Source organism: Pseudomonas sp. GW821-FHT02C04 (genome assembly GCF_059421845.1).
This window is the reverse complement of sequence record NZ_JBWKVT010000003.1, coordinates 614,685-626,783: the sequence shown is the minus strand read 5'-3', so window position 1 is coordinate 626,783 and position 12,099 is coordinate 614,685. Positions and strand designations below refer to the sequence as shown.

General features: G+C 60.1%; 12 protein-coding genes. 11 read left to right on the top strand and 1 reads right to left on the bottom strand.

Annotated elements, in window-relative coordinates:
- Positions 1-67 precede the first annotated feature (67 nt).
- From tilS to ispD, 6 genes are all read left to right on the top strand, one after another.
- Entirely contained in the window at positions 68-1,396 is a 1,329-nt protein-coding gene (gene tilS, locus AC07VV_RS15065; RefSeq protein ID WP_495036665.1) for a tRNA lysidine(34) synthetase TilS, read from the top strand.
- A gap of 274 nt (positions 1,397-1,670) precedes the next feature.
- Positions 1,671-3,302 carry a CTP synthase gene (gene pyrG, locus AC07VV_RS15060; RefSeq protein WP_249485190.1) on the top strand — a complete coding sequence of 544 codons (1,632 nt, stop codon included), beginning with the start codon at positions 1,671-1,673 and terminating at the stop codon, positions 3,300-3,302.
- A gap of 4 nt (positions 3,303-3,306) precedes the next feature.
- Positions 3,307-4,152 carry a 3-deoxy-8-phosphooctulonate synthase gene (gene kdsA / locus AC07VV_RS15055; RefSeq protein WP_007954807.1) on the top strand — a complete coding sequence of 282 codons (846 nt, stop codon included), beginning with the start codon at positions 3,307-3,309 and terminating at the stop codon, positions 4,150-4,152.
- A 156-nt stretch (positions 4,153-4,308) separates the two neighbouring features.
- Positions 4,309-5,598: a phosphopyruvate hydratase gene (gene eno, locus AC07VV_RS15050; protein ID WP_093436567.1), complete on the top strand. Its 1,290-nt coding sequence runs from the start codon at positions 4,309-4,311 to the stop codon at positions 5,596-5,598.
- Positions 5,599-5,770: 172 nt separating this feature from the next.
- A complete protein-coding gene (gene ftsB, locus AC07VV_RS15045; RefSeq protein ID WP_003222158.1) occupies positions 5,771-6,049 on the top strand; it encodes a cell division protein FtsB in 279 nt (92 codons plus the stop codon).
- Positions 6,046-6,753, top strand: coding sequence for a 2-C-methyl-D-erythritol 4-phosphate cytidylyltransferase (ispD, locus tag AC07VV_RS15040; RefSeq protein ID WP_102621421.1), 708 nt, complete (start codon positions 6,046-6,048; stop codon positions 6,751-6,753). The genes ftsB and ispD overlap by 4 nt, the downstream gene beginning before the upstream one ends.
- On the opposite strand, the gene AC07VV_RS15035 is transcribed toward ispD, so the two are convergent.
- Positions 6,750-7,646 carry a LysR family transcriptional regulator gene (locus AC07VV_RS15035; protein ID WP_085712852.1) on the bottom strand — a complete coding sequence of 299 codons (897 nt, stop codon included), beginning with the start codon at positions 7,644-7,646 and terminating at the stop codon, positions 6,750-6,752. The genes ispD and AC07VV_RS15035 overlap by 4 nt on opposite strands.
- 116 nt (positions 7,647-7,762) lie before the next feature.
- Between AC07VV_RS15035 and AC07VV_RS15030 the strand changes: the two genes are divergently transcribed.
- Genes AC07VV_RS15030 through surE form a run of 5 tightly spaced genes read left to right on the top strand, consistent with a single transcriptional unit; the run spans position 7,763 to position 12,085 of the window.
- The gene (locus AC07VV_RS15030; protein ID WP_007954819.1) at positions 7,763-8,875 is read left to right on the top strand and encodes an S-(hydroxymethyl)glutathione dehydrogenase/class III alcohol dehydrogenase; all 1,113 of its coding nucleotides are present in this window, start codon (positions 7,763-7,765) and stop codon (positions 8,873-8,875) included.
- A 55-nt stretch (positions 8,876-8,930) separates the two neighbouring features.
- The gene (gene fghA, locus AC07VV_RS15025) at positions 8,931-9,776 is read left to right on the top strand and encodes an S-formylglutathione hydrolase (RefSeq protein WP_408986160.1); all 846 of its coding nucleotides are present in this window, start codon (positions 8,931-8,933) and stop codon (positions 9,774-9,776) included.
- 43 nt (positions 9,777-9,819) lie between these two features.
- Entirely contained in the window at positions 9,820-10,293 is a 474-nt protein-coding gene (ispF, locus tag AC07VV_RS15020; protein WP_495036664.1) for a 2-C-methyl-D-erythritol 2,4-cyclodiphosphate synthase, read from the top strand.
- On the top strand, positions 10,290-11,348 hold the full coding sequence (truD, locus tag AC07VV_RS15015; RefSeq protein WP_495036663.1) for a tRNA pseudouridine(13) synthase TruD: 1,059 nt from the start codon (positions 10,290-10,292) through the stop codon (positions 11,346-11,348). Before ispF ends, truD begins: the two co-directional genes overlap by 4 nt.
- Positions 11,336-12,085, top strand: coding sequence for a 5'/3'-nucleotidase SurE (surE, locus tag AC07VV_RS15010; protein WP_096819612.1), 750 nt, complete (start codon positions 11,336-11,338; stop codon positions 12,083-12,085). Before truD ends, surE begins: the two co-directional genes overlap by 13 nt.
- Positions 12,086-12,099: the final 14 nt, after the last annotated feature.

The window sequence follows — 12,099 nt, the reverse complement described above, 5'->3', positions numbered from 1 at the left end:
AGTTGGCTGTTGCACCGCTATCGCGAGCCGGCTCGCTCCCACATTTGATTTGTGCCAAGGGAAAAAAATGGATCAGTCGACGATTGATTTGTCTTCCAGGCTTTTGCGCCATCTCAAGCCCTGGCTCGGTGCTTCCCATTGGCGCATCGCCTACTCGGGTGGACTCGACTCCACCGTCCTGCTGCACCTTCTGGCCAGTCTCGCCAAAACCGAAACTATTCCTGCGTTAAGCGCCATCCATGTCCATCACGGCCTTCAGGCTGCGGCCGATGCGTGGCCGGCGCATTGCCAGGCTGTCTGCGATGAGCTGGCGGTGTCGTTGCAAGTGGAGCGTGTGCAGGTGCAGCCGGGGGCGAGCCTGGAGCGGGCGGCGCGGGATGTGCGCTATGCGGCGTTCAGTGCGGCGATTCAGGCCAACGATGTGTTATTGACCGGACAACACCGCGATGATCAGGCTGAAACGCTGCTGTTCCGTCTGTTGCGCGGTGCCGGGGTCCGAGGCCTCTCCGGCATGCCGGCGCAACGAGCGTTGGGGCAGGGCAGTCTGGTTCGGCCTTTGCTCGACGTTACACGTGCCGAGCTGGAAGTCTATGCGCGGGACCATGGCCTGCGCTGGATAGAGGATCCGTCGAATCAGGATCGACAGTTCTCGCGCAATTACCTGCGCCATCAGGTCATGCCGCTGCTGACCGGTCGCTGGCCGCAGGCTCACGCCAGCATGGCCCGCAGTGCGGCACATTTGCGTGAGGCGCAAGGTTTGCTCGATGAGCTGGCGCAGATTGATCTGGCTCAAGCGACCTTGTCCGATGATTTCGAGTGGCTGGGATTGCCATCGCTGGGATTGGTGGCAATCGCGGGGTTGTCCGATTCGCGGCAGCGAAACGCACTCAGTCACTGGCTGGAACCGCTCACCCGACTGCCGGATACCGACCATTGGTCGGGTTGGGTCGATTTGCGTGATGCTGGCAATGATGCCTCGCCGGTCTGGCGTCTGGCGGACGGGGAGTTGCATCGAGGCGCCGGTCGCCTGTGGTGGCTCAGCGGGCAATGGTTGCGGGCGCCAGTGGTCAGCGGCGACTGGCATGACCCGTCGCTGGCGCTACGCTTGCCCGATAACGGGCGTGTCATGTTCAGCGGTCAGACTCCCGCAGGGCCGCTGCGCATCCGCTATCGGCAGGGCGGCGAGGTGATGCATCTGGCGGATCGTGGTCGCCGCGATCTCAAGCGCCTGCTCAATGAACGCGCGGTGCCGGGCTTCGTGCGTGGCAGATTGCCGCTGCTGTTTCGCGGTGAAGAATTGCTCGCCGTGGCGAACCTGCCGGGGCTTGATGGCAACGTGCAGGAAGGCTGGCGATTGCATTGGGTGCCTTTTGATGAAGATCAAGGTTTGAGCTGAAGGGGGCATTCCGGTAGACTACGCTCCCTTCTTGATACAACTTCTGTGGATTCGCCTGAATTGCAGGAGTTGCCGATTACCAAGCAGTCTTTGCTGGGCGATTCCAAAAAATGTGTAGCGAGCAACGTACCGGTGTTTTCACTTCCGGTCTGTCCCAACGCGGCGGTTTTTTTGAAAGGTGCACTGTGATTAATGCAGGTGATCGGGGGCTTCGGCCTTCCTTCGCTTTCCCCGGCGGCTCGGACCGCTTTAACGCAGACTTCTAGGGTTTTTCATGACGCGCTACATATTCGTCACGGGCGGTGTTGTTTCTTCTTTGGGGAAAGGCATTGCATCGGCTTCATTGGCGGCCATCCTGGAGGCGCGGGGGCTTAAGGTCACCATGCTGAAGCTGGATCCGTACATCAACGTCGACCCGGGCACCATGAGCCCGTTCCAGCACGGTGAAGTGTTCGTCACCCACGACGGCGCCGAGACCGACCTGGACCTGGGCCACTACGAGCGGTTCATCCGCACGACCATGACCCAGAACAACAACTTCACCACCGGCCGTGTCTACGAACACGTGCTGCGCAAAGAGCGCCGTGGTGACTACCTGGGTGCAACCATCCAGGTGATTCCGCACATCACCGACGAAATCAAGCGTCGCATCATCAAGGGCGCCGGCGATGCCGACGTTGCTCTGGTGGAAATCGGCGGTACCGTTGGCGACATCGAATCGCAACCGTTCCTCGAAGCCATCCGCCAGCTGCGTGTGGAAGTCGGTTCCAAGCGCGCGATGCTGATGCACCTGACTCTGGTTCCGTACATCGCCACTGCTGGCGAGACCAAGACCAAGCCGACCCAGCACTCCGTAAAAGAGCTGCGTTCGATCGGCCTGCAGCCAGACGTGTTGATCTGCCGCTCCGACCATCCGGTGGATGTGTCGTCGCGTCGCAAGATCGCGCTGTTCACCAACGTTGAAGAGCGTGCGGTGATCTCCCTGGAAGACGTCGACACCATCTACAAGATCCCGGCCGTGCTGCACGCCCAGGGTCTGGACGATTTCGTCGTCGAGCGCTTCGGCCTGCAATGCAATGGCGCCGACCTGTCCGAGTGGGAAAAGGTTGTCGATGCCAAGCTGAATCCTGAGCACGAAGTCACCATTGCGATGGTCGGCAAGTACATGGAGCTGCTGGACGCCTACAAGTCGCTGATCGAAGCGATGAGTCACGCTGGCATCACCAACCGCACCAAGGTCAACCTGCGCTACATCGATTCCGAAGACATCGAAAACCAGGGCACCGCGCTGCTGGAAGGCGTCGACGCGATCCTCGTACCGGGCGGCTTCGGTCTGCGTGGCGTGGAAGGCAAGATCACTGCCGTTCAATATGCTCGCGAAAACAAGGTTCCGTACCTGGGTATCTGCCTGGGCATGCAAGTGGCGGTCATCGAGTTCGCCCGTAACGTGCTGGGCTGGAAAGACGCCAACTCCACCGAGTTCGATCGTGCCAGCGGCCATCCGGTTGTCGGCCTGATCACCGAGTGGGAAGACGCTACCGGTGCAGTCGAAACCCGTACCGAATCGTCCGATCTGGGCGGCACCATGCGCCTCGGCGCTCAGGAATGCCTGCTCGAAGCCGGCTCCAAGGTGCACGACTGCTACGGCAAGGATGTGATTGTCGAGCGTCACCGTCACCGTTACGAAGTGAACAACAACCTGCTGCCGCAAATCATCGAGGCCGGCCTGAAGATTTCCGGTCGCTCCGCTGATGCTGCGCTGGTTGAAGTGGTCGAAGCACCGGATCATCCATGGTTCGTCGCTTGCCAGTTCCACCCAGAGTTCACCTCGACGCCACGCGATGGCCATCCGCTGTTCAGCGGCTTCGTCAAAGCGGCATTGGCTCAACACCAGAAGAAGGCGTAACCCGATGGCACAGAAGATCATCCGCGTCGGCGACATCGAGATTGCCAACGACAAACCCATGGTGCTGTTCGGCGGCATGAACGTGCTGGAAAGCCGTGACATGGCCATGCAGGTTTGCGAAGAGTACGTGAAGGTCACCGAAAAGCTCGGTATCCCTTACGTGTTCAAGGCCAGCTTCGACAAGGCCAACCGTTCTTCTGTGACCTCCTATCGCGGTCCTGGCCTGGAAGAGGGCATGCGCATCTTCCAGGACATCAAACAAGCCTTCGGCGTACCGATCATCACCGACGTCCACGAGCCTGACCAGGCCGCGGTCGTCGCTGAGGTCTGCGACATCATCCAGCTGCCGGCCTTCCTGTCGCGCCAGACCGACCTCGTGGTCGCGATGGCCAAGACCAATGCCGTCATCAATATCAAGAAAGCCCAGTTCCTCGCGCCTCAGGAAATGAAACACATCCTGAACAAGTGCGTGGAAGCGGGTAACGATCAATTGATCCTCTGCGAGCGTGGTTCGAGCTTCGGCTACAACAACCTCGTGGTCGACATGCTCGGCTTCGGCATCATGAAGCAGTTCGAATACCCGGTATTCTTCGACGTGACCCATTCGCTGCAAATGCCGGGCGGTCGTTCCGACTCCGCCGGCGGTCGCCGCGCCCAGGTCACCGACCTGGCCAAGGCTGGCATGAGCCAGTCGCTGGCGGGTCTGTTCCTCGAAGCGCACCCGGATCCGGACAACGCCAAATGCGACGGCCCTTGCGCCTTGCGTCTGGACAAACTGGAGCCATTCCTGGCCCAGCTCAAAGCCTTGGACGAACTGGTGAAGAGTTTTCCGACGGTAGAAACCGCGTAAACCTCAATTCTCCGGTAAAGTACCGCACGATTTGTCGCTCATGCCCTCGGGTATGAGCGTTGTCGTCTGCAAGCTGCCCGCTGCACACCACTTGCCGACGGTAAAAAGATTTCCTCTAGCTGCGTCGTTTTCGTCAACTTTGGAGTGTTTACAACAATGGCAAAAATCGTCGACATCAAAGGTCGTGAAGTTCTCGACTCCCGTGGCAATCCCACCGTGGAAGCGGACGTGCTTCTCGACAACGGCATCATCGGCAGCGCTTGCGCGCCGTCCGGTGCATCCACTGGCTCGCGTGAAGCGCTCGAGCTGCGTGATGGCGACAAGAGCCGTTACCTGGGCAAGGGCGTGCTCAAGGCGGTAGCCAACATCAACGGTCCGATCCGCGATCTGCTGCTGGGCACCGACCCAAGCGACCAGAAAGCCCTGGATCACGCGATGATCAAGCTTGACGGTACCGAAAACAAAGCGACCCTGGGCGCCAACGCCATCCTCGCCGTCTCCCTGGCTGCGGCCAAGGCTGCTGCGCAGGATCAGGATCTGCCACTGTACGCACACATCGCCAACCTGAACGGCACCCCGGGTGTGTACTCGATGCCGGTTCCGATGATGAACATCATCAACGGTGGCGAGCACGCCGACAACAACGTCGACATCCAGGAATTCATGGTTCAGCCGGTTGGCGCCAAGTCTTTCTCGGAAGGTCTGCGCATGGGCACCGAGATTTTCCATCACCTGAAAGCTGTTCTGAAGGCCCGTGGCCTGAGCACTGCTGTCGGTGACGAAGGCGGTTTCGCGCCGAACCTGGCTTCGAACGAAGACGCACTGAAAGTGATCTCCGAAGCTGTTGCCAACGCCGGTTACAAGCTGGGCACCGACGTGACCCTGGCTCTGGACTGCGCGGCCAGCGAATTCTACGAAGACGGCAAGTACAACCTGTCCGGCGAAGGCCAGGTGTTCACCGCTGAAGGTTTCGCCGACTACCTGAAAGGTCTGACCGAGCGTTACCCGATCATCTCGATCGAAGACGGTCTGGACGAGTCCGACTGGGCTGGCTGGAAGATCCTCACCGACAAGATCGGCGAGAAGACCCAACTGGTAGGCGACGACCTGTTCGTGACCAACACCAAGATCCTGAAAGAAGGCATCGATAAAAAGATCGCCAACTCGATCCTGATCAAGTTCAACCAGATCGGCACCCTGACCGAAACCCTGGAAGCCATCCAGATGGCCAAGGCTGCCGGTTACACCGCCGTGATCTCGCACCGTTCGGGCGAAACCGAAGATTCGACCATTGCCGACCTGGCGGTGGGTACTTCGGCTGGCCAGATCAAGACCGGTTCGCTGTGCCGTTCCGACCGCGTTTCCAAGTACAACCAACTGCTGCGTATCGAAGAGCAGTTGAATGGCAAAGCCAAGTACAACGGTCGCTCCGAGTTTCGCGGCTGAGTTGTAGATGGTAAAAAGACACCGGATTGTGTCGGAAAAGTCGTGACAGCGATGGATTTGCCACTAATCTGATGCCTTATATGCACAAGCCTGGATATTCCAGGCTTCGTGCTATCAGATGCTTCAAAGTTTTTTGCGTGGCTGTCTTTTTTCACTGGATACCTGATATTCGATGCGCAGTCCTTACTGGTTGTTTCTCGTCTTGCTCTTGCTGCTGGCCGGTCTGCAGTACCGCCTGTGGGTGGGCAATGGCAGTCTGGCGCAAGTTGCCGAACTGAATCAGCAGATTGCTGATCAACACGCCGAGAACGAAGCCTTGCTGGAGCGCAACCGGGTGATGGACGCTGAAGTCAGCGAGTTGAAGAAAGGCATGGAGACCGTTGAAGAACGGGCTCGTCACGAACTGGGCATGGTCAAGGACGGCGAAACCCTTTACCAGTTGGCCCAATGATCGATTCCCTGCCGGCCTTCTGGGCCGTGATTCCTGCCGCGGGCGTCGGTGCCCGTATGGCTGCGGACCGTCCCAAGCAATATCTGCAACTGGGCGGACGCACAATTCTCGAACACAGCCTCGGCTGTTTCCTCGATCACCCGAGCCTCAAGGGCCTGGTGGTCAGTCTTGCTGTCGATGATCCTTATTGGCCGAACCTGGCTTGCGTCAGTGATCCGCGGATTCAGCGGGTCGAGGGTGGCGCCGAGCGTTCAGGTTCGGTGCTCAACGCTTTGCTTCATCTGCACGCCCAAGGTGCCGACGATGAGGATTGGGTGCTGGTGCACGATGCGGCACGGCCCAATCTGAGCCGTGACGATCTCGATAAACTGCTGGCTGAGCTGGCGAGCGATCCGGTCGGTGGCTTGCTGGCCGTGCCGGCGCGCGACACCCTGAAACGGGTCGACAAGCACGGTCGAGTGGTCGAAACCGTGGATCGCAGCGTGATCTGGCAGGCCTACACGCCGCAGATGTTCCGCCTCGGAGCATTGCACCGCGCATTGGCGGACAGTCTGGTGGCCGATGCGCTGATCACCGATGAAGCCTCGGCGATGGAGTGGGCCGGCATGGCGCCGCGTCTGATCGAAGGTCGCGCGGACAACCTGAAAGTCACCCGCCCCGAAGACCTCGAATGGTTGCGCCAGCGCTGGGCCAACCGCCGTTAAATCCGATACTCCGGCCGTTCGGCCAAACCTTCCTTGAGAAAATCCACCAGTTTGCGCACCTTGGGTGACAAGTGCCGTTGCTGCGGATACAACGCCCACACCGCCGTGTTCGGCGGTTGATGGGCCTCCAACAAAGAAATCAACGCGCCGCTGTGCAGATGCTCCAACACGTAGTAGTCCGGCAACTGACACAGACCGACGCCTTGTAGCGCCGCATCCAGCACCGCCTGCCCACTGTTGCAGCGCCAGTTTCCCTGCACTCGCTGGGAAAATTCCCGCCCGTTCTGTTCAAGTTGCCAGATGTCCGAGCTGCCGATCAGGCAATTGTGCCGGCTCAGTTCCGACAAACTGTGTGGCCGACCGTACCGTTCGAGGTAGGACGGCGACGCGCAGAGGTACATCCGCCGTGGCGCCAGGCGGGTTGCCACCAACCGGGAATCCTGAAGACGCCCGAGGCGAATCGCCAGGTCCAGGCCTTCGTGCACCAGATCGAGCTGCCGGTTGGTCAGTTCGATATCGATGCGCAGTTGTGGGTAGTGCCCCATGAACCGGGTCACCAGCGGCACGATGAAGCGCTCGCCATAAGCCACGGCGCAGGTCATGCGCAACATGCCTTTGGGTTCGCTGGTCAGATCACCGACCGCACGCAATGCTTCTTCGCGACCGTCCTGCAAACGCTGACAATGTTGCAGAAAGGTCTGGCCGGCTTCGGTCAGGGTGACGCGACGGGTGCTGCGATACAGCAGTCGCGTCTGTAAACGCTCTTCCAGTCGTACGATTTGTCGACTGATGTGCGAGGAAGAAACGCCCAGCCGTTCAGCAGCGGCGGTGAACTGGCTGCACTCGGCAACGGCGACGAACTCGTCGATGCCTTCCCAGCGGTTTTCGGACATGGGGATTATCCCTGTATGGCAATAATGTTTTGCTTTTGTCCGGATTATTCATCAAGCAGCGCTGGACTACACTGCCTGTCTGGTTTTTTATTCAATGGATTCACTGGAGAGTCAGCATGATCAAGTCGCGCGCCGCCGTTGCCTTCGAGGCCAAGAAGCCGCTGGAAATCGTAGAAGTCGATGTCGCCATGCCCAAGGCCGGTGAAGTGTTGCTGCGCGTGGTGGCTTCCGGGGTTTGCCACACCGATGCCTACACCCTGTCCGGTGCTGACCCGGAAGGTATCTTCCCGTCGATCCTCGGCCACGAAGGTGGTGCCATTGTTGAAGCGATCGGCGAAGGCGTGACTTCCGTTGCCGTCGGCGACCACGTGATCCCTCTGTACACCCCGGAATGCGGCCAGTGCAAATTCTGCAAATCGGGCAAGACCAACCTGTGTCAGGCGATTCGGGCCACTCAGGGCAAGGGCCTGATGCCGGACGGCACTTCGCGCTTTTCCTACAAGGGCCAAACGATTTTCCACTACATGGGTACCTCGACCTTCTCCGAGTACACCGTGTTGCCGGAAATCTCCGTGGCCAAGATCTCCAAGGATGCACCGCTGGAAAAGGTCTGCCTGCTCGGTTGCGGCGTGACCACCGGTATCGGTGCGGTGATCAACACCGCCAAGGTCAAACCGGGTGACACCGTGGCCATCTTCGGCCTGGGCGGCATCGGTCTGTCGGCCGTGATTGGTGCAGTGAAGGCCAAGGCCTCGCGCATCATCGCCATCGACATCAACCCGGCCAAGTTCGAAATCGCCAAGCAGCTGGGCGCTACCGACTGCGTGAACCCGAAAGATTTCGATCGTCCGATCCAGGAAGTGATCGTCGACATGACCGACGGTGGCGTCGACTTCTCCTTCGAATGCATCGGCAACGTGCAACTGATGCGCGCAGCTCTGGAGTGCTGCCATAAAGGCTGGGGCGAGTCGGTGATCATCGGTGTTGCCGGTGCCGGCCAGGAAATCGCCACCCGTCCGTTCCAGTTGGTGACCGGTCGCGTCTGGCGCGGTTCGGCGTTCGGCGGCGTGCGTGGCCGTACCGAGTTGCCAAGCTACGTCGACATGGCGCAAAGCGGCGAAATCCCGCTGGATACTTTCATTACCCATACCATGGGCCTGGAAGACATCAACAAGGCCTTCGACCTGATGCACGAAGGCAAGAGCATCCGCACCGTCATTCATTTCTGATCAATCGCGATGCCACGGCTGCCTGAGTGCAGCCGTGGTTGCGTAGGAGTCCTACATGAGTCTGGAAAATATCTCCTGTCAGAAAAGTTTCGGCGGTTGGCACAAGCGTTATCGCCATCGTTCCGAGGTGTTGGGCTGTGACATGGTGTTCGCTGTGTATCTGCCGCCGCAGGCAGAGCAGGGCGGCAAGCTGCCGGTGCTGTACTGGTTGTCGGGCCTGACGTGCACGGACGAGAACTTCATGCAGAAGGCCGGCGCCATGCGCATGGCGGCTGAACTGGGATTGATCATCGTGGCGCCGGACACCAGTCCCCGTGGCGCCGATGTACCGGGTGATCCGGATGGCGCGTGGGATTTTGGTCTCGGTGCCGGGTTCTATCTGAATGCCACGCAGGAACCGTGGTCGCGGCATTATCGGATGCATGACTACGTCGTGCAGGAATTGCCTTCGCTGGTTGAAGCGCATTTCCCGGCCTCGGACAAACGCAGCATAAGCGGCCATTCCATGGGTGGTCACGGTGCATTGGTCTGTGCCTTGCGCAATCCTGGGCGTTACCAATCGGTGTCGGCATTTTCTCCAATCAACAACCCGATGGATTGTCCGTGGGGCCAGAAGGCATTCTCCCGTTATCTGGGCGAAGACCGTTCGAAATGGCGCGAGTGGGATGCCTGTGCGCTGATCGCCGAGGCGGACGAGAAACTGCCATTGCTGGTCGATCAGGGTGACCGCGACGATTTCCTCGCCACCCAGCTCAAACCCGAAGCGCTGCAACAAGCAGCAAAACAGGCGGGCCATCCGCTGACATTGCGCCTGCAGCCGGGCTACGACCACAGCTATTTCTTCATCGCGAGCTTCATTGACGACCACTTGCAGCATCACGCACGCGCCCTCAAGGGCTAATGCAGGTAGAATCACGCCCTGACAAAATTCGGGGCGTTTTTTTATGCGTATTGGCCACGGCTATGATGTGCACCGTTTCGCTGAAGGCGATTTCATTACTCTGGGCGGCGTGCGAATCGCACACAGCTTCGGGCTGCTCGCTCACTCCGACGGTGACGTCCTGCTGCACGCCTTGAGCGATGCCTTGCTCGGCGCCGCTGCGCTGGGTGATATCGGCAAGCATTTCCCGGACACCGATCCGCAATTCAAGGGCGCCGACAGCCGTGTGCTGTTGCGTCACGTGGTCAGCCTGATCCACGCCAAAGGCTGGAAAATCGGCAACGTCGACAACACCATCGTTGCCCAGGCACCGAAAATGGCCCCCCATATCGAATCGATGCGCGCGCTGATTGCCGCGGATCTGCAAGTAGAACTGGATCAAGTGAACGTGAAAGCCACCACCACCGAGAAGCTCGGCTTCGTCGGTCGCGAAGAAGGCATCGCCGTGCATTCCGTTGCCTTGTTGCTGCGCGCATGAACGAACTGCAATTGCTCGGCCCGCGGGCCTATGGCGACACGCTCGGCACCGCGGTACTGAAAGCCATCGCCGAAGACTTCCAGGTCGATGAAGTCCTCGACATTCCGTTCAGCGGTGACGGCGAGCACCTGTGGATCTGGGTGGAAAAGCGCGGTCTGAACACTGAAGAAGCGGCACGCCGCATTGCCAAGGCGGCCGGTGTGCCGTTGCGCACGGTCAGCTATGCCGGCCTCAAGGACCGTCAGGCGCTGACGCGCCAGTGGTTCAGCGTGCAACTGCCGGGCAAGGCCGATCCGGATCTGTCGGCCGCGGAAAACGACACGCTGAAGATCCTCAAGACCACGCGCCACAAGCGCAAGCTGCAACGCGGCGCGCATTCGGCCAATGGTTTCACCTTGCGCCTGACCCAGTTCAATGGCGACAAGGCTGCCATCGACGAGCGCCTGCAACTGATTGCCAAGCAAGGTATCCCGAACTACTTCGGCGCCCAGCGTTTCGGCCATGACGGTGGTAACGTCGTCGATGCCCGTTCATGGGCGGCACGCAAGGCCCTGCCGGAGCAGCGCAATGTGCGTTCGCGCCTGCTGTCGACCGCTCGCAGCTTTCTGTTCAACCAGGTACTGGCGGCACGAGTGACAGACGGCACCTGGCAGCGCGCCCAGGTCGGCGATCTGCTGGCCTTCACCGACAGCCGCAGTTTTTTCCCGGCGGGTGAAGCCGAGTGCAGCGACCCGCGCCTGGCGATTCTCGACCTGCATCCGACCGGTCCGCAGTGGGGCGAAGGTGACTCACCGGCCGCCGGCGCTGTCCATGATCTGGAGCAGGCAATTGCCGCACGCGAGGCGGATCTGCGCGATTGGTTGATTAATGCCGGTATGAGCCACGAACGTCGCATCCTTCGACTGCCCATTGGCGGGTTGACGTGGCATTATCCCGAGCCTGACATTCTGCAACTGGAATTCGTCCTCCCGGCCGGATGCTTCGCCACCGTATTGGTGCGCGAACTCGTTGATCTGGTGCCGGTGGGGCAGACGGACAGCCCATGCGTATTCTGATTTCTAACGACGATGGGGTAACCGCACCCGGTCTTGCCGCGCTTTATGCTGCGCTGGCGGATTACACCGAATGCGTGGTTATCGCCCCGGAACAGGACAAGAGCGGTGCCAGCAGTTCGCTGACGCTGGACCGTCCGCTGCACCCGCAATACCTGGCCAACGGCTTCATCAGTCTCAACGGCACGCCGACCGACTGTGTGCACCTGGGGCTCAATGGTTTACTGGAGCGCGAGCCGGACATGGTGGTTTCGGGCATCAACCTCGGCGCCAACCTGGGCGACGACGTGTTGTATTCCGGGACAGTGGCGGCGGCCCTTGAAGGCCGCTTTCTCGAACGCCCATCGTTTGCCTTCTCGCTGGCCTCCCGGCAGGTGGACAATCTGCCCACCGCTGCCTACTTTGCGCGCAAACTGGTCGAGGCCCACGCCGGGCTCGATCTGCCACCGCGCACGGTACTGAACGTGAACATTCCCAATCTGCCCATCGATCACATTCGCGGCATCCAGCTGACTCGCCTGGGGCATCGTGCCCGTGCGGCAGCGCCGATGAAAGTGGTCGATCCCCGTGGCAAGGCCGGTTACTGGATTGCCGCCGCCGGCGATGCGGAAGACGGCGGGCCGGGCACTGATTTCCATGCGGTGATGCAGGGCTACGTTTCCATCACTCCGTTGCAGCTCGATCGCACCTTCAATGATGCCTTCAGAAATCTCGACGGCTGGCTGGAGGGGCTCAACTGATGGCTCGTGAACAA